The 22,279-nt window shown below is 64.7% G+C and carries 21 protein-coding genes; 9 read left to right on the top strand and 12 right to left on the bottom strand.

Going from position 1 to position 22,279, the window contains the following annotated elements:
- The first annotated feature begins 31 nt into the window (after positions 1-31).
- Positions 32-562, top strand: a complete 531-nt coding sequence (locus IVB54_RS00905; RefSeq protein WP_018459836.1) for a hypothetical protein — start codon at positions 32-34, stop codon at positions 560-562.
- A gap of 158 nt (positions 563-720) precedes the next feature.
- Here IVB54_RS00905 and IVB54_RS00910 read toward each other — a convergent pair whose 3' ends face one another.
- The gene (locus IVB54_RS00910) at positions 721-1,311 is read right to left on the bottom strand and encodes a DUF4337 domain-containing protein (RefSeq protein WP_026233888.1); all 591 of its coding nucleotides are present in this window, start codon (positions 1,309-1,311) and stop codon (positions 721-723) included.
- Positions 1,312-1,428: 117 nt separating this feature from the next.
- Here IVB54_RS00910 and IVB54_RS00915 point away from each other — a divergent pair, with 117 nt between their 5' ends.
- Positions 1,429-2,001, top strand: a complete 573-nt coding sequence (locus IVB54_RS00915) for a hypothetical protein (protein ID WP_018459838.1) — start codon at positions 1,429-1,431, stop codon at positions 1,999-2,001.
- A 4-nt stretch (positions 2,002-2,005) separates the two neighbouring features.
- Here the strand turns inward: IVB54_RS00915 and IVB54_RS00920 are convergent, their stop codons facing one another.
- Positions 2,006-2,971, bottom strand: a complete 966-nt coding sequence (locus IVB54_RS00920; RefSeq protein WP_018459839.1) for a tyrosine recombinase XerC — start codon at positions 2,969-2,971, stop codon at positions 2,006-2,008.
- 112 nt (positions 2,972-3,083) lie between these two features.
- Here IVB54_RS00920 and IVB54_RS00925 point away from each other — a divergent pair, with 112 nt between their 5' ends.
- Entirely contained in the window at positions 3,084-5,294 is a 2,211-nt protein-coding gene (locus IVB54_RS00925) for a primosomal protein N' (RefSeq protein ID WP_018459840.1), read from the top strand.
- Positions 5,295-5,491: 197 nt separating this feature from the next.
- On the opposite strand, the gene IVB54_RS00930 is transcribed toward IVB54_RS00925, so the two are convergent.
- The gene (locus IVB54_RS00930) at positions 5,492-6,001 is read right to left on the bottom strand and encodes a septal ring lytic transglycosylase RlpA family protein (protein WP_026233889.1); all 510 of its coding nucleotides are present in this window, start codon (positions 5,999-6,001) and stop codon (positions 5,492-5,494) included.
- A gap of 647 nt (positions 6,002-6,648) precedes the next feature.
- On the opposite strand from IVB54_RS00930, the gene IVB54_RS00935 reads away from it, so the two are divergent.
- From IVB54_RS00935 to IVB54_RS00960, 6 genes are all read left to right on the top strand, one after another.
- Entirely contained in the window at positions 6,649-7,209 is a 561-nt protein-coding gene (locus tag IVB54_RS00935) for a F0F1 ATP synthase subunit delta (protein WP_026233890.1), read from the top strand.
- On the top strand, positions 7,209-8,738 hold the full coding sequence (gene atpA / locus IVB54_RS00940) for a F0F1 ATP synthase subunit alpha (RefSeq protein ID WP_018459843.1): 1,530 nt from the start codon (positions 7,209-7,211) through the stop codon (positions 8,736-8,738). Before IVB54_RS00935 ends, atpA begins: the two co-directional genes overlap by 1 nt.
- Positions 8,739-8,891: 153 nt before the next feature.
- Positions 8,892-9,767, top strand: a complete 876-nt coding sequence (locus IVB54_RS00945; protein ID WP_026233891.1) for a F0F1 ATP synthase subunit gamma — start codon at positions 8,892-8,894, stop codon at positions 9,765-9,767.
- A gap of 52 nt (positions 9,768-9,819) precedes the next feature.
- The gene (gene atpD / locus IVB54_RS00950) at positions 9,820-11,262 is read left to right on the top strand and encodes a F0F1 ATP synthase subunit beta (RefSeq protein WP_007598896.1); all 1,443 of its coding nucleotides are present in this window, start codon (positions 9,820-9,822) and stop codon (positions 11,260-11,262) included.
- Positions 11,263-11,348: 86 nt separating this feature from the next.
- Complete coding sequence (locus IVB54_RS00955) at positions 11,349-11,756, top strand: F0F1 ATP synthase subunit epsilon (RefSeq protein ID WP_018459845.1); 408 nt, start codon at positions 11,349-11,351, stop codon at positions 11,754-11,756.
- A 151-nt stretch (positions 11,757-11,907) separates the two neighbouring features.
- Entirely contained in the window at positions 11,908-13,539 is a 1,632-nt protein-coding gene (locus IVB54_RS00960; RefSeq protein WP_018459846.1) for an adenylate/guanylate cyclase domain-containing protein, read from the top strand.
- Positions 13,540-13,617: 78 nt separating this feature from the next.
- Here IVB54_RS00960 and IVB54_RS00965 read toward each other — a convergent pair whose 3' ends face one another.
- From IVB54_RS00965 to IVB54_RS01005, 9 genes are all read right to left on the bottom strand, one after another.
- Entirely contained in the window at positions 13,618-14,118 is a 501-nt protein-coding gene (locus IVB54_RS00965) for an RNA pyrophosphohydrolase (RefSeq protein WP_018459847.1), read from the bottom strand.
- A gap of 165 nt (positions 14,119-14,283) precedes the next feature.
- Positions 14,284-14,787, bottom strand: a complete 504-nt coding sequence (locus IVB54_RS00970) for an RNA pyrophosphohydrolase (protein WP_018459848.1) — start codon at positions 14,785-14,787, stop codon at positions 14,284-14,286.
- Positions 14,788-14,862: 75 nt separating this feature from the next.
- Positions 14,863-16,095 (bottom strand): divergent polysaccharide deacetylase family protein, encoded by a 1,233-nt coding sequence (locus IVB54_RS00975; RefSeq protein ID WP_018459849.1) that lies wholly within the window; start codon positions 16,093-16,095, stop codon positions 14,863-14,865.
- A 145-nt stretch (positions 16,096-16,240) separates the two neighbouring features.
- Positions 16,241-17,596, bottom strand: coding sequence for a S41 family peptidase (locus IVB54_RS00980; RefSeq protein WP_018459850.1), 1,356 nt, complete (start codon positions 17,594-17,596; stop codon positions 16,241-16,243).
- Positions 17,593-18,924 (bottom strand): peptidoglycan DD-metalloendopeptidase family protein, encoded by a 1,332-nt coding sequence (locus tag IVB54_RS00985; RefSeq protein WP_018459851.1) that lies wholly within the window; start codon positions 18,922-18,924, stop codon positions 17,593-17,595. Before IVB54_RS00985 ends, IVB54_RS00980 begins: the two co-directional genes overlap by 4 nt.
- Positions 18,925-18,957: 33 nt before the next feature.
- Complete coding sequence (gene rlmH, locus IVB54_RS00990) at positions 18,958-19,440, bottom strand: 23S rRNA (pseudouridine(1915)-N(3))-methyltransferase RlmH (RefSeq protein WP_018459852.1); 483 nt, start codon at positions 19,438-19,440, stop codon at positions 18,958-18,960.
- A gap of 96 nt (positions 19,441-19,536) precedes the next feature.
- Positions 19,537-19,893 carry a ribosome silencing factor gene (gene rsfS / locus IVB54_RS00995; protein ID WP_007598906.1) on the bottom strand — a complete coding sequence of 119 codons (357 nt, stop codon included), beginning with the start codon at positions 19,891-19,893 and terminating at the stop codon, positions 19,537-19,539.
- Positions 19,894-20,131: 238 nt separating this feature from the next.
- Positions 20,132-20,776: a nicotinate-nucleotide adenylyltransferase gene (locus IVB54_RS01000; protein WP_026233892.1), complete on the bottom strand. Its 645-nt coding sequence runs from the start codon at positions 20,774-20,776 to the stop codon at positions 20,132-20,134.
- A gap of 20 nt (positions 20,777-20,796) precedes the next feature.
- On the bottom strand, positions 20,797-22,092 hold the full coding sequence (locus tag IVB54_RS01005; protein ID WP_018459855.1) for a glutamate-5-semialdehyde dehydrogenase: 1,296 nt from the start codon (positions 22,090-22,092) through the stop codon (positions 20,797-20,799).
- Positions 22,093-22,279: the final 187 nt, after the last annotated feature.

Here is a 22,279-nt window from a genome sequence, read left to right on the forward strand (position 1 = left end):
CGCGCCCAGCGCCGAATCGGGCGGGAAACACATGCTACGCCGCCTGCTTCAACCGGTCTGGGTCCTGCTTGCGATCATCTTCCTGATCGAAGCCTGGCTGTGGGACCATCTCGAACCGATCGTCGCGCGGGTTGTCGCAATCGTCCCGCTTGCGCGGTTCAAGCAATGGCTGTCGGACCGCGTCGATGCGCTGTCGCCAGCGATGACGCTGATCGTGTTCGCTGTACCGATCGTCCCGCTGTTTCCGCTCAAGCTGGTTGGCCTGTGGCTGCTCACGCACGAATACTGGACCAGCGCGGTCTTCACCATCGTGTTCGCAAAGCTGCTCGGGGTCGGCGTCACCGCCTTCGTGTTCGACGTGACGCGCGACAAGCTGATGGAGATGGCGTGGTTCGAGCGGCTCTATGATCTGGTGCTGAAGCTGCGTGCCAAGGCCGCCGAGCTGGTCGATCCGGTCAAGCGACGCATCAAGGAGCTGATCGCCGGCAACGGCGAAGGCTGGTCCTCCCGCACGCTCCGCCTGATCCAGCGCTTTCGCAAGAGCGTGCACGAAGCGCGGTGAAGCCTCACCGCAGACTCGCTGTCATCGCCCGGCTTGACCGGGCGATCCAGTATTCCAGAGACGGCAATGGCTACGGAGAAGCCGCGGCGTACTGGATGCCCCGGTCAAGCCGGGGCATGACAGCGCGCATGTCGCTGCGCTCATGCGGGCTACGAGCCTCAATGCAGATGCAGCAGATGCGGCGACCATGCGCCGAGCATGGTCATCCCAAGTCCGGCAAGCGACAGCAGGCCCGCGATCCAGGCGAGCGGCAGCATGCCGGTGATGATGGTGGCTGAGGCCAGCACGATGCCGATCTGGAAGGCGGCGGACGCCAGCTCGAAGTGATGATATTTCGCAGTCGCCTCGTCGCGCTCATGCTCGGCGTGCTTGGCCTTTTCGGCCAGCTGCTCGGTGCCTTCGCCGGTCTCCGGCTCGGAGCGGTAGCGCTGCGCGGTCTTCTGCCAGTCCTCGATCTGCTTCTGCACGGCCACCTTGTTGGCCTCGTCGCTCGCCGCGCCGAGGATGAGCTTGCCCTGGTCGGCCATGGTCTGCACCACGGTGCGGCGGATGCTCTTGGCCTGGAAGAACGCCCAGAGGTTGGAGGCCTCGACGTTCTTGCTGATCGATTCGGTCTGGGCGCCCTTGCCGAGCGTCTCGGAGATCGCCAGGAACAGCGCCAGAACCGCGATCAGGAGCGCGATCTTCTTGTTCGAGCCGGACGCGTGTTCGGCGTGCTCGGCATGCTCCATGCTTTCATGTGCGCTCATAAATCCCTCCTGCCTGTTTACCAACGATTGACCGAACTGCGCGACGGGCGCAAGTGGCAAGCCGCGATGGCCGTTGCAATTAAGGGTTTCGCGTCGGGGCTGATCTAGTCCTGTCCCATGACCACAGCGGAATTCATCGCAGCCTGCGTCTGGCCTTCCATCCTCGCATCCGCGCTTGCGCTGCTGAAGGCCCGCAACACCGCGGCCTTTCCGTTCGTCGGCAAGATTGTCCTCGCGCTTGGCCTGACCTACATCGGCCTGTTGCGGTTTTATGACAAGAGCTCGATCATCGCAGTCAACGACGTCCATGTCGGCCTCGTTGTTCTGGGCCTGATTATCGTCGGCTCGCAGCTGCGACAACCTCCGCTGTACGGCTCATGGCGTGACCAGGCGAAGGCGTTCGCCTCGATGATCCTGATCGTGCTGCTCGGCAGCGGTCTTGCATGGTATGCCGGACGAATGCTGTTTCTCGATCACCTGACGTCCCGCCTTGTGATCGAAGGCCGTGTCGATCGTGCGTGGAGGTCAGGTAGCCGCCGCAAAGCGGACTATCTCGTTCGCATCGCGGGCCAACCGGTGAAGGTCACGGCGCCGCTGTACGAGCGGCTGGAGACGTTCAGGCCGATGGTCCGCGTCGAGGTCGGGCGCGGCTCGAACTACGTCTACGATATCGAGTATCTCGCCAACTGAGCCGCTATCGGCGCGGATGCGCGCTGGCATAGACTTCCAGCAGCCGCTCGGCATCGATGCCGGTATAGATCTGCGTGGTCGAGAGCGAGGCATGGCCGAGCAATTCCTGGATCGCGCGCAAATCGCCGCCGCGTGACAACAGGTGCGTGGCGAAGGAATGCCGGAGCGCGTGCGGCGTGGCGCTGTCGGGCAGGCCGAGCGCGCCGCGCAGCCGCTCCATCGCGAGCTGGATGATGCGCGGGCTCAAGGGCCCGCCGCGTGCGCCGACGAAGATCGGCCCCTCCGCCGGCAGCGGATACGGGCACATGGAAACGTATTCTTGCACCAGTGCGAGCACGTTCTGGAGCACCGGCACCATGCGGGTCTTGTTGCCTTTGCCCGTCACGATCAGCACGTCGCCTTCACCGGGACGCGGGACCTCGCGGCGCGTCAGCCCCAGCGCTTCGGAGATGCGCAGGCCTGAGCCGTAGAGGAGAGCCATCACGGCGGCGTCGCGCGCAAGAATCCAGGTCTCGCGGTCCTCGCCGGCGCGCTCGTCGGCGTCCGCAAGACGTTTGGCCGACGCCATCGGCAGCGGCTTGGGCAGGCTCTTTGCGACTTTCGGCGCGCGGATCGCCGAGAGCGCCCCGACCTTGCCCTTGCCTTCGCGCTCGAGAAAGCGGCCGAACGAGCGCAGGCCCGCGAGCGCGCGCATCAGGCTGCGGCCGGCAATATCGTCGGCGCGGCGCATCGCCATGAAGGCTCTGATATCGGTGGCCTCCAGCGCGGCGAAACGCTTTAGCGTCACTCGCTCGCCCCAATGGCCGCAGAGGAAAATCAGGCACTGCCGCAAATCGCGGGCATAGGCTTCCAGCGTCTTCGGCGACAGCCGCCGCTCCGCGCCGAGATGCGACAGCCAGCGCGTCATCTCCCGCGCGATGTCAGGATCGGCGCTGGCGAGCTCGATTTGTGGGGCGGCCGCTTTGCTCATGCGCTCTGGACGTGGTGATTCCACTCAGTATATCGCATCACACTCGTTTATCGTTCGCTAAGGCCGCCTCAGGGCGCTAGCCTTGAAGCCCCCGGGTTCCGATTCCCCCTCCATGGATCACACGTCGCGCAGCAACGCCGTCTCCGCCAACGCGACCCGCATGGTCGACGTGCTGGTGCCGGTCGCGCTCGACCAGACCTATTCCTACAAGGTGCCGCGCGGAATGGAGCTGAAGGCGGGCGATATTATTGGCGTGCCGCTCGGCCCGCGCGAGGTGCTCGCCGTGGTCTGGGCCGAAAACGCCAATCCTGATCCGCGCCTGCACAACCGCCTCAAGGAGGTCAGCGAAAAGCTCGACATCCCGCCGTTGAAGCCCGAGCTGCGTGCGGTCGTGGACTGGATCGCCAATTACACGTTGAGCCCGCGCGGCATGGTGCTGCGCATGTGCCTGCGGATGGGCGAAAACCTCGGCCCCGAGCGGGTGCGCGCCGGCGTGCGCCTGGTCGGCGATCCGCCAAAACGTCTGACGCCGGCGCGGCAGCGCCTGATCGAGGTGCTGTCGGACCGGCTGCTGCACGGCAAGTCCGAGGCGGCCAGAGAGGCCGGGGTTTCGGCCGGCGTGATCGACGGCCTCGTCGACGAAGGAACGCTCTCGGTCGAGCCGATGCCCCCGCCTCCGCCGCCGCCGGCCCCAGATCCGGATTTCAGCCGGCCGGATTTTTCGCCGCTTCAGCGCGCCGGGGTCGATGCCATGCGCGCACTCGCCGCCAACGGCAGCTTTCACGTCGCGCTGCTCGACGGTGTCACCGGCTCGGGCAAGACCGAGGTTTACTTCGAAGCCGTCGCCGAGGCGATCCGCCGCGGAAAACAGTCGCTCATCCTGATGCCGGAGATCGCGCTCACCGGCCAGTTCCTCGATCGCTTCGCGCAGCGCTTTGGCGTGCGCCCTCTGGAATGGCATTCCGAGCTGACGCCGCGCACCCGCGCGCGCAATTGGGCGGCGATCTCCGAGGGCAGCGCGCCGGTTGTGGTCGGCGCGCGCTCGGCGCTCTTTCTGCCCTACGCCAATCTCGGCCTCATCGTGGTCGATGAAGAGCACGACCAAGCCTACAAGCAGGACGAGGGCGTGCATTATCACGCCCGTGACATGGCGGTGGTGCGCGCGCATATCGCAAAGGTTCCGATCGTGCTGGCGTCGGCGACGCCGTCGGTCGAATCCGAGGTCAATGCGCGCAAGAACCGCTATCAGCGCATCGCTCTGCCGTCGCGCTTCGGCGGCCAGCACATGCCACATATCGAGGCCATTGACATGCGCCGCGAGCCGCCGGCGCGCGGCCGCTTCATCTCGCCGCGGCTGGCGTCCGAGATCAGGACCGCGATCGAGCGGCGCGAGCAGGCGCTACTGTTCCTCAATCGCCGCGGTTATGCGCCGTTGACGCTGTGCCGCGCCTGCGGCCATCGCTTCGCCTGCACCATCTGCGATGCCTGGCTGGTCGATCACCGCTTCCGCCAGCGCCTCGTCTGTCACCATTGCGGCTTCTCGATGCCGCGCCCGCAAACCTGTCCGCATTGCGCGGCGGAGGAATCGCTGGTCGCGGTCGGGCCCGGCGTCGAGCGCTTGCAGGAGGAGGCGGCGGCGCTGTTCCCGGAGGCCCGCACCATGGTGCTGTCGAGCGATCTCATCACCTCGATCGAGACGATGCGCTCCGAGCTGAACGACATCGCGGAGGGCCGCGTCGACGTCATCATCGGCACCCAGCTCGTCGCCAAGGGCCACAATTTTCCGCGGCTCAATCTGGTGGGCGTGGTCGATGCGGATCTCGGCCTGTCCAATGGCGATCCGCGCGCCTCCGAGCGCACCTGGCAGTTGCTCAACCAGGTGATCGGCCGCGCCGGGCGCGAGCAGGGCCGTGGCATCGGTTATCTCCAGACCCACCAGCCCGATCATCCCGTGATGAAGGCGCTGATCGCCTGCGACCGCGAAGCGTTCTACGATAGCGAGATCGATTTGCGCGAACGCACGCTCTATCCGCCGTTCGGGCGGCTCGCGAGCCTGATCATTTCCGCCGGCGACCGGCCGAGCGCCGAAGGCTTTGGCCGCCACCTCGTTGCGCTCGCGCCGCGCGACGAACGCGTTGTGGTGCTGGGCCCGGCGGAAGCCCCGCTCGCGGTCATCAAGGGCCGCTACCGCTTCCGCATCCTGGTGAAATCGGCGCGCGGCTTCGACCTGTCGGATTATCTGCGCAACTGGCTTGCCGCATGCCCGAAGCCGAAGGGCAATCAAAAGCTCGAAGTCGACGTCGATCCGCAGAGCTTTTTGTAAGGAGCTGCAAAACTCCCCGTCATTGCGAGCGCAGCGACTTGTCCGCCGAAGCTTTAGCGAAGGCGGAAGCAATCCAGAATCCCTCCACGGAGGCAGTCTGGATTGCTTCGTCTCTCCGCTCCTCGCAATAACGGCGGAAGAACAAACAAAAAGCCCGCCGTCCCCCAAGACGGCGAGCTTGTTTCAGGCGTCGCGCTTTAGGAGACGACTTCGGCAGTGACGCGGCCGACGCCGGCGCCGGTGAGGCCGATGGCACGGGCAGCGCCCGTGGAGAGGTCGAGGACACGGCCGCGGATGAACGGGCCACGGTCGTTGATGGTGACGATGACGCTCGAGCCGCCATGGGTGACACGCAGCTTGGTGCCGAACGGCAGTGAACGGTGCGCCGCGGTCATGGCGTTCTGGTTGAAGCGCTGGCCGGAGGCGGTCCTGCTGCCGGACTCGTTCCCGTAAAAGGAAGCCATGCCGGAGAAGGAACGTCCGGTGCCCTGCGACGGCGTCATCGATGCATTGGCGTTACGCCAATCGGAGGTCGTGTTGGCATCGGTCTGGGCGTGGTGGCGGTGATGATGGTGGGAATAGCGATGGTGATGGCGGGATTTGGCGGAAGCTTCGGTGGCAGTTCCCCCGATGAGAAGAGTTGCGGCAACAAAGGCGATCGCCTTACGCGGCCGGGTCACTGAGCCCAGCGTCTTCAAACAAAGCATATATTGGTCCCTAAGCTAGTATTGCCACATATGTGGCAAGTGGAGCCCCCGTAAGTTTGCGAGCGGGATCGCGTTTCGATTCCTAATGAGGCGTGAATTGGGCAGTAAATCCGTTCTGTGTCGCTGTGTAATATCTTGTTACCGGCAGGGATATTCGGCCGACATTCCGTAATATTGGAATTTAGCAGTTTGTTAACCTCTATATTACTCGCGAATACTGTAAAACGAAGTCATCGCTTTCCGCATTTAGAATTCAGAAAGTATTCGGCGAGTGGAGCCGGGAGGGCTGGAATCACGCCTCAGCGATCCGTGTTCATGGCGGCTATGCGCTGAGGGCAGGAACCAATCGCCGGCCTCGGCTCAGGGTTGGGCTTAAGCGCTGTGGCAATTCCGCGGCATGGCAAGGTCGTCGTCGCGTCGTCGTGGAGTGCGACGAACTGGCGACAGAACGTCATGCCTTTAATTTGGCGTCATGTTGCACGTGCGCGCCTGCTATGTTAGCAAAGCCGCGATTTTAACGAGCCCGGCACTTCCGTGCGGGGTCGAAAATCGAAGTCCCGCTTGAATTCCAAGGGCTTGGATCGCTAGGCGCCGCTTCGTGGCGACGGTTTTTCCCTTGCGAGTTTGACAGCAAAAAGAGCACGTCTGTGGCTGCAGAAGATACGTCCGTTTCCGGTGTGTCGGGCCGTTATGCAACGGCCTTGTTTGAACTGGCCCGCGACCAGAAAGTGGTCGACGAGGTCAAAGCCGATCTCGAAAAATTCGAGGGCATGCTGAACGAAAGCGCCGATCTGAAGCGCCTCGTCCGCAGCCCCGTGTTCGCGGCCGATGCCCAGTCCAGAGCCCTCTCGGCCGTGCTGGACAAGGCCGGCATCGCCGGCATCTCCGCCAATTTCCTGAAAGTGCTGACCGCCAACCGCCGCCTGTTCGCGGTGGCTGACGTCATCCGCGCCTATCGCGCCCTGGTCGCCAAGTTCAAGGGCGAGGCGACGGCCGACGTCACCGTGGCGGAGGCGCTCTCGGACAAGAATCTCGACGCCCTCAAGGTTGCCCTGAAGTCGGTGACCGGCAAGGACGTCGCGCTCAACGTGAAGGTCGATCCCTCGATCATCGGTGGCCTCGTGGTCAAGCTTGGCAGCCGAATGGTCGATAGCTCGCTTCGCACCAAACTCAATTCGATCAAGCACGCGATGAAAGAGGCAGGCTGATGGACATCCGCGCCGCGGAAATTTCCGCGATCCTCAAGGACCAGATCAAGAATTTCGGCCAGGAAGCTGAAGTCTCCGAAGTCGGACAGGTGCTGTCCGTCGGCGACGGTATCGCTCGCGTTTTCGGTCTGGATAACGTCCAGGCCGGTGAAATGGTCGAATTCGAGAACGGCACCCGCGGCATGGCGCTGAACCTCGAAACCGACAACGTCGGTATCGTTATTTTCGGCGCTGACCGCGAGATCAAGGAAGGTCAGACCGTCAAGCGCACCCGCGCCATCGTGGACGCGCCGGTCGGCAAGGGCCTGCTCGGCCGCGTCGTCGACGCGCTCGGCAACCCCATCGACGGCAAGGGCCCGATCCAGGCCGACAAGCGCATGCGCGTCGACGTCAAGGCGCCCGGCATCATTCCGCGCAAGTCGGTGAACGAGCCGATGGCGACCGGCCTCAAGGCGATCGATGCCCTGATCCCGATCGGCCGCGGCCAGCGCGAGCTGATCATCGGCGACCGTCAGACCGGCAAGACCGCGATCGCGCTCGACACCATCCTCAACCAGAAGCCGCTCAACGCGCAGCCGGACGAGAACATCAAGCTGTATTGCGTCTACGTCGCGATCGGCCAGAAGCGCTCGACGGTTGCCCAGTTCGTGAAGGTGCTGGAAGAGCAGGGCGCGCTCGAATATTCGATCATCGTCGCCGCCACCGCGTCGGATCCGGCACCGATGCAGTACATCGCGCCGTTCACCGGCTGCACCATGGGCGAGTACTTCCGCGACAACGGCATGCACGCCGTCATCATCTATGACGATTTGTCCAAGCAGGCCGTCGCCTACCGCCAGATGTCGCTCCTGCTGCGCCGCCCGCCGGGCCGCGAAGCCTATCCGGGCGACGTATTCTATCTGCATTCCCGCCTGCTCGAGCGCGCGGCGAAGCTGAACAAGGACCAGGGTTCGGGCTCGCTGACGGCGCTGCCGGTCATCGAAACCCAGGCCAACGACGTGTCGGCCTACATTCCGACCAACGTCATCTCGATCACCGACGGCCAGATCTTCCTGGAAACCGACCTGTTCTTCCAGGGCATTCGCCCCGCGGTGAACGTCGGTCTGTCGGTGTCGCGCGTCGGCTCCTCGGCACAGACGAAGGCCACCAAGAAGGTCGCCGGCAAGATCAAGGGCGAGCTCGCGCAGTACCGCGAAATGGCGGCGTTCGCGCAGTTCGGCTCCGACCTCGACGCCTCGACCCAGCGCCTGCTCAATCGCGGCTCGCGTCTGACCGAGCTCCTGAAGCAGCCGCAGTTCGCGCCGCTGAAGATGGAAGAGCAGGTCTGCGTGATCTGGGCCGGCACCAACGGCTATCTCGACCCGCTGCCGGTCAACAAGGTGCGCGCGTTCGAGGACGGTCTGTTGTCGCTGCTGCGCGGCAAGAACGTCGAGATCCTCAACGCGATCCGCGACAGCCGCGATCTCTCCGACGACACCGCCGCCAAGCTGAAGTCGGTGGTCGAAGGTTTCGCCAAGAGCTTCGCATAAGAGAACGGTCGCAAGGCCGGGCTTCTTGTCCCGGCCTTCCGTGCCTCACTGCATGGAAACGAAGACGTGGATGCCCGGGACACGCCCGGGCATGACGACTGGGATAGGCTAGCGGCTTGATCCAAGGGGTCGAACCGCCGGGGTGAACGAAGAATGGCGTCACTTAAAGACATGCGCGTCCGCATCGCCTCCACCAAGGCGACGCAGAAGATCACCAAGGCCATGCAGATGGTCGCGGCGTCCCGGTTGCGCCGCGCCCAGCAAGCGGCCGAGGCGGCGCGGCCCTATGCCGACAAGATGAGCGCGGTGATCTCCAACATCGCCAGCGCTGCCGCCGGTTCGCCCGGCGCCCCGGTGCTGCTGGCCGGCACCGGCAAGGATCAGGTTCACCTACTGCTGGTCTGCACCGGCGAGCGTGGTCTGTCCGGCGCGTTCAACTCCTCGATCGTGCGCCTCGCGCGCGAGCGCGCCCAGGCGCTGTTGGCGCAGGGCAAGGAAGTCAAATTCTTCTGCGTCGGCCGCAAGGGCTACGAGCAGCTCCGCCGCCTGTACGACAAGCAGATCGTCGAGCATCTCGACCTGCGCGGCGTTCGTCAGCTCGGCTTCGTCAACGCGGACGACATCGCCAAGAAGGTGCTGGCCCGCTTCGATAACGGCGAATTCGACGTCTGCACGCTGTTCTACGCGCAGTTCAAGTCGGTGATCGCCCAGGTCCCGACCGCGCAGCAGATCATTCCGCTGACCGTGGAAGAAAAGGCGGCGACCGCGCCGTCGACGTCCTACGACTATGAGCCGGAGGAAGACGAACTCCTCTCCGGCCTGTTGCCGCGGAACATCGCGGTGCAGATTTTCCGTGCGCTGCTGGAAAACAACGCCTCGTTCTATGGCGCGCAGATGAGCTCCATGGACAACGCCACCCGCAACGCCGGCGAAATGATCCGCAAGCAAACCCAGATCTACAACCGAACCCGTCAAGCCCAGATCACCAAGGAGCTGATCGAGATCATCTCCGGCGCCGAGGCGGTCTGACGCACGAACCAAACGACGGTCGTTCAAGTAAAGAATTTCGAAGGAGAGCTTCATGGCTACAGCAGCTACCCAGGTCGGTCGCGTCACCCAGGTCATGGGCGCCGTCGTCGACGTTCAGTTCGAAGGCCATCTGCCGGCCATTCTGAATTCGTTGGAAACCAGGAACGGCAACATCCGCCTCGTGCTGGAAGTTGCACAGCATCTCGGTGAGTCCACCGTGCGCACGATCGCGATGGACGTGACCGAAGGTCTGGTCCGCGGCCAGGAAGTGACCGACACCGGTCAGCCGATCTCGGTTCCGGTGGGTGCAGGCACGCTCGGGCGCATCATGAACGTGATCGGCGAGCCGATCGACGAAGCCGGTCCGATCCAGTCCGAAGGCATGCGCGCCATCCACCAGGAAGCGCCGAGCTACACCGACCAGTCGACCGAAGCTGAAATTCTCGTCACCGGCATCAAGGTCGTCGACTTGCTCGCGCCCTACGCCAAGGGCGGCAAGATCGGCCTGTTCGGCGGCGCCGGCGTCGGCAAGACCGTGCTGATTCAGGAGCTGATCAACAACGTCGCGAAGGCGCACGGTGGTTACTCCGTGTTCGCCGGCGTCGGCGAGCGTACCCGCGAGGGCAACGACCTCTATCACGAGTTCATCGAGTCCAAGGTCAACGCCGATCCGCATAATCCGGATCCGAGCGTCAAGTCGAAGTGCGCGCTGGTGTTCGGCCAGATGAACGAGCCGCCCGGCGCTCGCGCCCGCGTCGGCCTCACCGGTCTGACCGTCGCCGAGCACTTCCGCGACCAGGGCCAGGACGTGCTGTTCTTCGTCGACAACATCTTCCGCTTCACCCAAGCCGGCTCTGAAGTGTCGGCGCTGCTCGGTCGTATCCCGAGCGCCGTGGGTTACCAGCCGACGCTCGCCACCGACATGGGCGCGCTGCAGGAGCGCATCACCACCACGCAGAAGGGTTCGATCACCTCGGTGCAGGCCATTTACGTTCCGGCCGACGACTTGACCGACCCGGCGCCCGCGACCTCGTTCGCGCATTTGGACGCCACCACGGTGTTGAACCGCGCGATCTCGGAAAAGGGCATCTATCCGGCGGTGGACCCGCTCGACTCGACCTCGCGCATGCTCTCGCCGCTCGTCGTCGGCCAGGAGCACTACGACACCGCGCGTCAGGTCCAGCAGGTGCTGCAGCGCTACAAGTCGCTGCAGGACATCATCGCCATTCTCGGCATGGACGAGCTTTCGGAAGAGGACAAGCTGACGGTGGCCCGCGCCCGCAAGATTGAGCGCTTCCTGTCGCAGCCGTTCCACGTCGCCGAAATCTTCACCGGCTCGCCCGGCAAGTTCGTCGACCTCGCGGACACCATCAAGGGCTTCCGCGGCCTCTGCGAAGGCAAGTACGACCACCTGCCGGAAGCCGCCTTCTACATGGTCGGCACCATCGAAGAGGCGATCGAGAAGGGCAAGAAGCTGGCGGCCGAGGCGGCCTAAGCTGCGAAGGGCGAGCAGGGAGTAGCGAATAGTCGCGCCGCTCCCGCTCCATTCGCAATTCGCTACTCACCATTCGCAGGTTTCCAATGGCCACCTTCCACTTCGATCTCGTCTCGCCGGAAAAGCTCGCCTTCTCGGGCGAGGTCGACCAGGTCGATATCCCCGGCGTCGAAGGTGACTTCGGCGTGCTGGCGGGACACGCGCCGGTCGTGGCCGCGATCCGGCCCGGCATTCTCACCGTGACCACCGGCGGCAAGCACGAGAAGATCATCGTGCTCGGCGGTATCGCCGAAGTCTCCGAGAAGGGCCTGACCGTACTCGCCGACGTCGCGACCTCGCTGGCCGAGCTCGACCGCGCGCAGTTCGCCGCGACCATCTCGGAGATGGAAGAGGGCTTGAAGGAGCACGAAGGCAACGAGCTCGATCAAGCCATCGCCCGGCTCGACCACTTCAAGAGCATCCAGCAGCAGCTCAGCAGCACGGCGATGCACTAAGCCCCGGTGCACTGCGCCGGGGCCCGAACTGAAAATTCCTGAATAAGTTCAGCGCTCGTCACGGGAGTGGCGGGCGCTGAAACTTTGTTGCACGGCGCCGCCGATAGCGCCATTCTGCGCCCGCGAACTTTGTTCCGGGGGCCGACCGCAGATGAAACGCAAGATCGCAGCGATTTTCGCGGCCGATATTGCCGGTTACTCGCGACTGGTTGCGGAAGACGAAGAGGAGACGCTGCGGCGTCTCGCCGCCTATCGCGAGGTCGTCGATGATTTCATTGCCAGGGCGGGCGGACGCATCTTCAACACCGCGGGCGATGCCGTGCTTGCGGAATTTCCAAGCGCAGTCGATGCGGTGCGCTGCGCGATCGACATTCAGGAATCCCTGCGAACCCGCAACATGGCCTATCCGCCGAGCCGGCAGATGTCGTTCCGCATCGGTATCACCATCGGTGACGTGGTCGAGCGCGACGGTGATCTGCTCGGTGACGGCGTCAATATCGCCGCCCGGCTCGAGGGCCTCGCCGAGGTCGGGGGCATCTGCGTCTCCCGCGCCGTGCACGAGCAGGTCGCCAACAAGCTGTCGGTGCAGTTCGCCGATATCGGCGCGCAGGAGGTCAAGAACATCCCGACGCCGGTGCACGCCTACATGGTGGCGATGCGGCGCGGGGACGGTAGCTACGCGACGCCGCAGATCAAGAAGGTGACGAAGGCTGAGGCCGCGCCGAACTGGATGTGGCCGCTGGTGGTCGGTGTCGTCTCCGTCGTCGCCATCGGCGTCGGCGGCTTCCTCTATTTCACCAAGCTCGAGACGACCAGGGCGCCGGCGGTTGCAGTGACCGCGCCAAGCCCAGCATCAAGTCCGATGCCCAACGCGGCTGCGGCAGCAGCGCCAAGCCCGTCATCCACCATGGCGGCGAAAGCGCCGATGCCCATGCCGGCACCATCGGCTTCACCGATGGCCGGCAAGTTTCCTGCCGACAGCGTCCCCTTCATCAACGAGCGCATCCGCAACTACCTGGCCGGCGACTATTCCGCTGCCGGCGACTACAAGGCGTTCGCACTCAATGTCGGCGGGTTCACCGGCGCGTCGTTGAATCAGCCGAACGAGGAAGCCGCGCGCAACGCCGCACTCGATCAGTGCCAGAAGCGCGCCGATGCCGCGCAGTCGCCGCGGCGTTGCGAGCTCTATGCAGTCGGCAACAATGTGGTCTACACGCACGGCAAACCGCCGATGCCGCCGCAACCGTTCGTCCGGCATGATGCCATGACCGAGCGCGCCTTCGCCTCGAAAGACTTTCCGATGGTGCGCGATCCCGCCAAGGTCCGGCTCGAGAACATGTTCGTGCCCGCGGCAAAATCCCGCGCGGTCGCGCTCGGCCCCGGCGGCCAATATTTCATGGTGATGGGCGCATCGTCCACCGACGATGCCGCGCGGCGTTCACTGGAATCGTGCGGTGCGATCGCCGGCGTCGCCTGCCTGGTCGTTGCGGTCGACGAGAATTTCGTCGTGCCGATCCCGACCCTGCTCCGGATCACCGGCTTCTTCCATGCGGCGTCGAACGCCTCGATCATCGCAGATGCGCGCGACGAGGTCGTGCGCAAGCTCGCCGACGGCATGGGCTGGAACGCCGTCGCGGTCGGCACCGCGGGCCGGCCGGGCCTCGGCCTCAAGGCCGCGGACGAGCAGACCGCCGTCAATTCCGCGCTCGCCGACTGCGCCAAGCGCGACAGCGACTGCCACCTCATCGCAATCGGCCCGTTCACGGTGGGACCGATCAACTAGGCTCACGCAAATTTCCGGGCAAAGTTCTCTAATGATTTCAACCCCGTTCTACTGTGCATGGGGTTGTTTTTCGCGTTTTTAGTTCGCGAACGGCGCAAACTGCTGCGCCACTGCGCTGTAGACGTGGCGGCGGAACGGCACCACGACATCGGGGACGCGGTCGAGCCGCTCCCAGCGCCAGGCGTCGAACTCGGCGGGCTGCCCGTTGCGCGGCGTCAGCGGATCGATCTCGTCATCCTTGCCGGTGAAGCGTAACGCGAACCATTTCTGGCGCTGGCCGCGGAATTTCGCCAGTCGATGTGTCTGCGGCCCGTCATATGGCGGGAATTCGTAAGTCAACCAGTCGGTCTCGCCGAGATAGGATGCGCTCTTGACGCTGGTCTCTTCCCAGAGCTCGCGCAGCGCGGCATCGCGCAAATCCTCGCCCTCATCGACGCCGCCCTGCGGCATCTGCCAGTCCAGACCCGGCAGGATGATCTCGGGTCCGTCGCCCTTGAAGCGGTGCCCGATCAGCACGCGGCCATCGGCATTGAACAGCGCGATTCCGACATTGGGACGGTAGGGTTTTTCAGTGCTCACGCGTGGATCTCTCGTCGTCATTTCAGGCTGTGCATTAGAGCGTTTTCGAGCGAAGTGGATACCGGTTCGCGTCAAGAAAACGCGTCAAAATAAAAAACTAGAGCCCCGTCCCGATTCTATCGGAACGGAACTGGCTCTAGCATCAACCTGGAATGGCGACTTGAACTAATCCTGCGCCAGCGCGGAAAATTCCTTCACCACGCGCTCGTAGACCGGGCGCTTGAACGGGACGATCAGCCCGGTCAGGTTCTTCATCGGCTCCCAGCGCCAGCTCACGAACTCGGCCTTGTGACCGCCGCCGGGCTTTTCGACGTTGATCTCGCTATCCTTGCCGGTGAAGCGGACCGCGAACCATTTCTGGCGCTGACCGCGGTAGCGGCCCTTCCAGGTGCGCCCGGCGACCGTGCGCGGAATGTCGTAAGTGAGCCAGTCCGGAACTTCGCCGAGCCGCTCAACCGAACGCACGCTGGTCTCCTCATAGAGCTCGCGCTTGGCGGCCTCCCAATTGTCCTCGCCGGGATCGACGCCGCCCTGCGGCATCTGCCAGACATGGGTGTCGTCGACATGCTCGATGCCGCCAGCGCGGCGGCCGATGAACACCAGTCCGTCCTTGTTGAGCAACATCACGCCGACGCAGGTCCGGTAGGGCAGATCCTCGTAACGCGCCATTCCGCCAGACCTCTCGCATGCTGTCGGTAAGGCTTAAGCAGGCCCCGCGGGCCTGTACCATACCAATCCGTTGATTTAGCTGGATTTTGATTTCAGCATCGCGGTTGTCAATGGCACCAAAAGGATACCTCGGTCGCCCAATGTCTTGGTCCAGGCGCCGATGCGCTCGATCGAGACCGGGAGGGCGGAGGCGGTGCCCACGGCCACGCCGCGCTCGCGCGCCGCCGCTTCGAGCTTGGTCAGGGCGCGGTCGATCTCGGCCGGGGTCGGCACCGCGTCAATCGCGATATCGCCCTTGCCGAACGGCATCGCCTGGCTGCCGGCCGCTTGCGGCGCGATGCTGCGCGGCGAGGAGCCGTCGTCGAAGAAGCCGAGCCCGCGCTTGGCCGCCTCGCGGATGATCGGCTGCATCGCCGGCTCCGTCGCGATGAAGCGGGCGCCCATGAAATTGGTGAGGCCGGCATAGCCCTGCATCCGGCTCAAATGCCAGTACAGGCGGTCCATGTTCTGGTCGGCACTCAGCGAGGTCAGCAGCGTCTGCGGTCCCGGATCGTTGTCGGGGAAGTCATAGGGCTCCATCGGGATCTGGAGGAAGATCTCGTGGCGCTGGGCGCGGGCGCGCTCGGCGAGTTTTCCTGGATCGGACCCATACGGCGTGAAGGCCAGCGTCACCGCCGCTGGCAACCGCATGATGGCATCGGTGGTCTTGGCGGCGCCGACGCCGAGGCCGCCGATCAGGATCGCGACCACCGGCATCTTGGCGGCCTTGGCGCGGTCGGCATCCGCCGCATAGACGTTGAACGGCTTCAGATCCCCGGAAACCGCGGGGATCATGCCATAGCGCGATTTCTCAAGAAGTTTTGGGTCGATCCCGGCCATGACGGGCGGCGGTGCGGAGGCCGCCGCCGTCTCGCTTTTGCCGGCGGCATCGCCGCCGATCACCACGTCGTGGCGCATGCCGGTGGAACCGTCGATCATGGTGACGGTCTTCTGCTCGCCCGCCTGCTTCGGTGCGTCCTTGGTCTCTTGCTTGCTTTCCTGCTTGCTGTCCTGGCCATGGCCGGCCGCGGCCGGCTTGTCGTCGCCAGCCTTGTCTGCGGCATTGGGTTCGCGGATCGCGAGCCGTGTCATTGGCTCGCCGCCGAGCGGATCCTTGTTGAAGATGGCGAAGCCGGCAAAGGTGACCAGGAACAGTCCGAGCAGGACCGCGAGCAGCTGCATGGCCGTGAACGGCAGCCGCAGCCGACGTTTCCGGCGCGGCTTGTCCCGTCCGAGCGGGGCGCTCAGATCATCGGCCGTTTCAGTCATGCGCGATCCCGAATCACTCAGCAATGACGATACCACGCCGGGGTCAAGCGGCGGCAGGCCGGGATAGGCCGGGGGATATCAGGAGTTCCAAGCAAAAAGGGCGGCTCCGGGAGCCGCCCTTTTCGTCAGATCGCGATGCGCCGACCTAGTTCGCCGCTTTGGGCTTGTCGGTCGTGGCCTTGTCGCCGCCCGGCGTGGGCGCCGCGGACGCGCTGTTCTTGATGCCGTGGAGCAGATCGTCGGCGAGCTTGAGCGCCTTGTCGTCCTTGGCGTCCGGCGGAACGTAGGACTGCGAGCCGGTCTTCTCGTCGCCGTCGTTCTTGAGATGGCCGCGCAGCGAAGCTTCGCCCTTGGTGTCGGTACGCGACTTCAGCTCGTCCGGCACGTCCTGCAGCACTTCGATGTCGGGCACGATGCCCTTGGCCTGGATCGACTTGCCCGACGGCGTGTAATAGCGCGCCGTGGTCAGACGCAGCGCGCCGTTGCCGGAGCCGAGCGGAATGATGGTCTGCACCGAGCCCTTGCCGAACGAGCGTGTGCCGACGATGGTCGCACGCTTGTGGTCCTGCAGCGCGCCGGCGACGATCTCCGACGCCGAAGCCGAGCCGCCGTTGACCAGCACGATGACCGGCTTGCCCTTGGTGAGGTCGCCCGTATGCGCGGTACGGCGCTGGGTCTCCTCGGCATTGCGGCCGCGGGTCGAGACGATCTCGCCCTTCTCCAGGAAGGAGTCGGAGACGGTGACCGCTTCCTCGAGCAGGCCGCCCGGGTTGTTGCGGAGGTCGATGACGTAGCCCTTCAGCTTGTCGCCGATCTGATTCGAGAGGTTGGCGACCTCGCGCTTCAGGCCTTCGGTGGTTTGCTCGTTGAAGGTGGTGATGCGGATATAGGCGATGTCGTCGGCCTCGACGCGGGCGCGCACCGAACGGACGCGGATGTTGTCGCGCACCAGCGTGACGTCGATCGGATTGTCCTGGCCCTTGCGGATGATCTTCAGCTTGATCTTGGTGTTGACCGGGCCGCGCATCTTCTCGACCGCCTGGTTCAGGGTCAGGCCCTGCACCGCCTCGTCGTCGAGATTGGTGATGATGTCGTTGGCCATGACACCGGCGCGCGAGGCCGGGGTGTCGTCGATCGGCGAGACCACCTTGATCAGGCCGTCTTCCATCGTGACTTCGATGCCGAGGCCGCCGAACTCACCGCGGGTCTGCACCTGCATGTCGCGGAAGCTCTTGGCGTCCATGTAGCTCGAATGCGGATCGAGACCGGTAAGCATGCCGCTGATCGCGGATTCGATCAGCTTGGTGTCGTCGGGCTTCTCGACATAGTCCGAGCGCACGCGCTCGAACACGTCGCCGAACAAATTGAGCTGGCGATAGGTGTCCGCAGTGGCGGCTCGCGCGCTGGAGCCCATGAAGACCGCGCGCGGTTGCGTCACGAACAGCGTCAGCGCCGCACCGGTGGCCGCGCTGAGGAGGATAACTGAAGTCTTGCGCATCATCCGCGAACCTTCTCGCCTTCATTTGCGGCCCACCATGGGCCTGGATCGATTGGAGTGCCGTCTTTGCGGAACTCGACATAGAGCACAGGTTGACTCGCGTTCGTGGCGAGAATGGAGGCGACTTGAGAGGTCGACCCCATGGTCGCGACAGGCTCCCCCGTGAGCACGAATTGTCCGATGTTGACCGAAATGCGCTCCATCCCGGCGATCAGCACATGATACCCGCCCCCGGCATTGAGGATCAAGAGTTGTCCATAGCTGCGGAACGGGCCGGCATAGACCACCCAGCCATCACACGGCGTCGTGACCTGGGAGCCGGGCCGCGTCGCCAGCGAAATGCCCTTCTGGACCCCGCCGAGCCCGTCCGAACCGCCGAAATCCCTGATCTTGTTACCGTTAACCGGCAGAGGCAGGAGGCCCTTGGCCGCGGCGAAGGCCATCGCAGGGGTGGTGCGGGAACGATCCTTGAATGTGCCGGGGCCGGTCTTGGCGCTGGCGGCCGCGTTTGCAGCCGCCTTGGCCTCGGCCTGCTTGGCGGCCTCAGCTGCTTTCTCGGCCGCCTTGGCGGCGCTTTGCAGATCCTGCTCCATCTTGGCGATCAGCCCCTGGAGATCGCCGACCTGTCTTGAGAGCGCAACGGCGCGCGCGTTCTCGGCGTCGAGGTCCTTTTCGCGCGACGCCTGCTGACGCTGCCGTTCGTCGACCAGAGCCGCGAGCCGGGTCTGGTCGTTGCGCACCTTGTCGCGGTCGGAGGCAAGCTGGTCGCGCTCGGTCGCGATGGTCTTGCGCAAGGCCACGAGCTCGCCGAGCTCGCCCGCGATCTTCTCGGCACGGCCGCGCAACTCCGGCACCACGGCACCGAGCAGCATCGCCGTGCGCAGCGATTGCAGGGCATCCTCGGGCCGTACCAGAAGTGCCGGCGGCGTCCGCCTTCCGGCGCGCTGCAAGGCCGCCAGCACCTCGACGATGTCGGCGCGGCGTGAATCGAGCGAGCTGCGCATCGCCTGTTCGCGGCCGTTCAGCGATCGCAGCCGCGCTTCGGCCTCGTCGATCTTGGTCTCGACGGTGCGCACATTGGCGGCGGTGTCGATCAACTGTTGATTGAGCTGGGTGCGGTCCTGGCCGAGCGAGGTGATCTCGGCCTTGAGCTTGGCCTGCGCTTCCTCAGCGCTCTTCTTGCTGGCGCGCGCGGCTTCGAGCTCCTGCTCGCGCTGCTTGATCGCATCGGGCGCTACGGCCGCAGTCTGCGGTGCAGGCGTCTGAGCTTGCGCGAGGCTTGCGCCGGCAACGCCGGCGATCAGCAGCAGGTTGAAAATCGGCGCTCGCATCGCTTTAAGCAAAGGTGCTCGTTGTGGCGCGGATCACGCGCGGTGATAGGGGTGGCCCGCCAGAATGGTGGCGGCCCGATAAAGCTGTTCCAGAAGCATGACGCGGACCATTTGATGCGGCCAGGTCGCAGAGCCGAACGCGATCACGAGCTTGGCCTTACGGCGCAATTCGGGCGAAAGTCCGTCCGCCCCTCCGATCATGAAGATAGTATGACCGGCACCCTCGTCGCGCCAGCGCCCGAGATGCCGTGCGAATACGGTCGAATCCAGATTCTGGCCGCGCTCGTCCAGCGCCACCAGCACCGACTTTTCGGGAATATGGGCGGAGATCGCCGCGGCCTCTTCGGCCATCCGCGTCGCCGTATCGCGCGCGCGGCTTTCGGGCAATTCGTGGATGGCGAGCTCGCGGAATCCGAGCTTGCGGCCGGCCTCGTCGAACCGCTCGAAATAGCGCTCGGCAAGCTCCCGTTCGGGGCCCTGCTTCAGCCGGCCCACCGCAATGACGGCTATGCGCATGATATGTTCAGGGTCGCGTTTTCTGGACCGCGCGCGATCTGCGCGCGCACGACGCTAGCATGCGCGTCAGCCGATTCGAAATCGGCCAGCAGCCTCTCAGATCGCCTTCGCCGCCCCTGGGCCCTGCGTGTACAATCTCTCGAGACTGTAGAACTCGCGGACCTCGGGTCTGAACACGTGCACGATCACATCGCCGGAATCGATCAGCACCCAGTCGCAATTGGGCAAGCCCTCGACGTGGATGTTCTTGATGCCGTTTTCCTTGAGGCCTTTGGCGACGTTCTCCGCGATCGCGCCGACGTGCCGGTTCACCCGGCCGGTGGTGACGATCATGTAGTCGGAGTAGGCCGATTTGCCGCGAAGGTCGATGGTCACAGTCTCTTCCGCCTTCATGTCGTCGAGGCGGGAGAGGATCAGGCTCAGCGTCTTGTCGGCGTCGGGTTGCGCCTTCAAGGCCGCAGCTTTGGTCGATGTTTTACGCGTCGGCTTGGCAACCTTGGGTAAAACAGACTTCGGTGAAGCCGTCTTGGGTGAGGCTGTCTTGGACAATACAGATGTGGTCAGGGACCATTCCTTTCACTGTATCGCGAACGCCGAATCCGGCGCCCACTGGTTACACTACATCATGTGGGGTTAAGGGTTTCAATATGCCAGAGAGCCCGAAGACCGCATGGCGTTCGCACAATCTGACTCACTTCGTACCTTTCCAGCTTCCGTCCGGGTTCCGTAAGCCGGTCGACGAGAGATTCAGCTTCATTCCGGTCAGGAACACCCAGGCTGGCGCGGGCCGGTCCGCGAGCAAGGCGGCCTCATTCTCCGGCATCCGATAGCGCCTGAGCGCCTGGGCGGCGGGAGAGGCGAGGGCGCGAAAACTCTGCGGCGGACGGTCGATGACCGCGATCGGCACCTGGTCGGCGATGCGCCGCCAGTGCTGCCAACGATGGAATTGAGCGAGGTTGTCGGCGCCCATGATCCAGACAAAGCGCAAGCCCGAGAGGCGGCGGCGCAAGGTGTTGATCGTATCGATGGTATAGCGCGTGCGAATGACGGATTCGAGACAGCTCACCTCGATCCTGGGATCGTCGGCCATTTCGCGCGCCGCCTGCATGCGCGCGCCGAGCTCATGCAGCGCGCCGTTCTCCTTCAGCGGATTGCCTGGCGTCACCAGCCACCACACGCGATCGAGCTGGAGTCGTTTCAGCGCGAACTGGCTGATCGCGCGATGGGCCTGGTGCGGCGGGTTGAACGAGCCGCCGAGCAGGCCGATGCGCATGCCCGAGGTATGGGTCGGTATGGCCTGCGCGAAGAAACGTGGCGCGACGAAATTGTTGCTCAATGCCCCGCGCCCTGCGTCGTCTACGGCCGCGTCTGCCCGGTGCCGTGAACGCGATATTTGAAGCTCGTCAGCTGCTCGGCGCCAACCGGGCCGCGGGCGTGGAATCTGCCGGTGGCAATGCCGATCTCGGCACCGAAGCCGAACTCGCCGCCGTCGGCGAACTGCGTCGAGGCGTTGTGCAGCACGATCGCGGAATCGACCTCACTCAGGAATTTTTTCGCAGCGGTCTCGTCGGCGCTCACGATCGCATCGGTATGGTGCGAACCGTGATTTTGGATATGCGCGATCGCGCCGTCGACGCCGTTCACCACCTTCGCTGCGATGATCGCATCGAGATATTCGGTGTCCCAATCGTCCGCGCTCGCGGGTTTGACGCGCGCATCGATCTTTTGCACGGCGTCGTCGCCACGCACTTCGCAGCCGGCCTCGATTAGCATCTCAACCAGCGGCTTGAGGTTTTTACCGGCTGCGGCGCGATCGACCAGCAGCGTCTCGGCGGCGCCGCAGACGCCGGTGCGGCGCATCTTGGCGTTGAGCACGATCGATTTCGCCATGGCGAGGTCGGCGCTGCCGTCGACGTAAATGTGGTTGACGCCTTCGAGATGCGCGAACACCGGCACGCGCGCTTCCTGCTCGACGCGCGCGACGAGGCTCTTGCCTCCGCGCGGCACGATCACGTCGATGGCGCCATTCAATCCCGACAGCATCTGGCCTACCGCCGCGCGGTCGCGCGTCGGCACCAGCGTGATGGCAGCCTCGGGAAGGCCCGCTTCGCGCAGGCCCTGCACCAGGCAGTCATGGATCGCGCGGCAGGAGCGGAAACTGTCGGAGCCGCCGCGGAGGATCACGGCATTGCCCGACTTCAGGCACAGCACACCGGCGTCCGCCGCAACGTTCGGCCGGCTCTCGAAGATCACGCCGACGACGCCGAGCGGCACGCGCACGCGCTCGATGGTCATGCCGTTCGGCCGTTGCCAGCTCTCGGTGACGATGCCGACGGGATCGGCAATGCCGCGCACGATGCCGATGCCCTCGGCCATGCCCTCCACCCGCGCCGGCGTCAGCGTCAGGCGGTCGATGAAGGACGAGGTGGCGTTGCCGGAGGCGCGGGCCTCGGTGACGTCCTCGGCATTGGCGGCGAGGATCGCGGCGGCATTGTTGCGGATCGCCCGCGCCATGGCCTCGAGCGCCCGGTTCTTCTGCTCCGGCGGCGCCAGCGCCAGCACGCGCGCGGCAGCGCGGGCACGGGTACCGAGATCGGTCATCAGCGCCTGAAGATCGGCATTGCCGTCGACGGCTTTGAGGGGGGCGGCCATGGGAGTTTCAACCTTCTGCTAAGGCAGTGTCCTAGCACGGAAATCCCGCTTTTGCGAAGGGTCGGCAGGGTATGGCAGGGCTTCACGTGCCGGACGGCAGCTCGATCAATGGCCCAGCTCCGGCGTCATGGCCGGGCTTGACCGGCCATCCACGCCTCGGCCGGCGCCTACTCGGATGCCCTAGCGG

The sequence above is a fragment of the Bradyrhizobium sp. CW1 genome (genome assembly GCF_023100665.1).
Classification (GTDB): domain Bacteria; phylum Pseudomonadota; class Alphaproteobacteria; order Rhizobiales; family Xanthobacteraceae; genus Bradyrhizobium; species Bradyrhizobium canariense_D.

Coding starts and splice junctions, on each gene's coding strand:
- IVB54_RS00910 (WP_026233888.1), bottom strand. CDS start 1,311: ATGAGCGCACATGAAAGCATGGAGCATGCCGAGCACGCCGAACACGCG.
- IVB54_RS00945 (WP_026233891.1), top strand. CDS start 8,892: ATGGCGTCACTTAAAGACATGCGCGTCCGCATCGCCTCCACCAAGGCG.
- atpA (WP_018459843.1), top strand. CDS start 7,209: ATGGACATCCGCGCCGCGGAAATTTCCGCGATCCTCAAGGACCAGATC.
- IVB54_RS00955 (WP_018459845.1), top strand. CDS start 11,349: ATGGCCACCTTCCACTTCGATCTCGTCTCGCCGGAAAAGCTCGCCTTC.
- IVB54_RS00925 (WP_018459840.1), top strand. CDS start 3,084: ATGGATCACACGTCGCGCAGCAACGCCGTCTCCGCCAACGCGACCCGC.
- IVB54_RS00970 (WP_018459848.1), bottom strand. CDS start 14,787: ATGGCGCGTTACGAGGATCTGCCCTACCGGACCTGCGTCGGCGTGATG.
- rlmH (WP_018459852.1), bottom strand. CDS start 19,440: ATGCGCATAGCCGTCATTGCGGTGGGCCGGCTGAAGCAGGGCCCCGAA.
- IVB54_RS00975 (WP_018459849.1), bottom strand. CDS start 16,095: ATGACTGAAACGGCCGATGATCTGAGCGCCCCGCTCGGACGGGACAAG.
- IVB54_RS00960 (WP_018459846.1), top strand. CDS start 11,908: ATGAAACGCAAGATCGCAGCGATTTTCGCGGCCGATATTGCCGGTTAC.
- IVB54_RS00920 (WP_018459839.1), bottom strand. CDS start 2,971: ATGAGCAAAGCGGCCGCCCCACAAATCGAGCTCGCCAGCGCCGATCCT.
- IVB54_RS00985 (WP_018459851.1), bottom strand. CDS start 18,924: ATGCGAGCGCCGATTTTCAACCTGCTGCTGATCGCCGGCGTTGCCGGC.
- atpD (WP_007598896.1), top strand. CDS start 9,820: ATGGCTACAGCAGCTACCCAGGTCGGTCGCGTCACCCAGGTCATGGGC.
- IVB54_RS00905 (WP_018459836.1), top strand. CDS start 32: ATGCTACGCCGCCTGCTTCAACCGGTCTGGGTCCTGCTTGCGATCATC.
- IVB54_RS01005 (WP_018459855.1), bottom strand. CDS start 22,092: ATGGCCGCCCCCCTCAAAGCCGTCGACGGCAATGCCGATCTTCAGGCG.
- IVB54_RS00915 (WP_018459838.1), top strand. CDS start 1,429: ATGACCACAGCGGAATTCATCGCAGCCTGCGTCTGGCCTTCCATCCTC.
- IVB54_RS00930 (WP_026233889.1), bottom strand. CDS start 6,001: ATGCTTTGTTTGAAGACGCTGGGCTCAGTGACCCGGCCGCGTAAGGCG.
- IVB54_RS00980 (WP_018459850.1), bottom strand. CDS start 17,596: ATGATGCGCAAGACTTCAGTTATCCTCCTCAGCGCGGCCACCGGTGCG.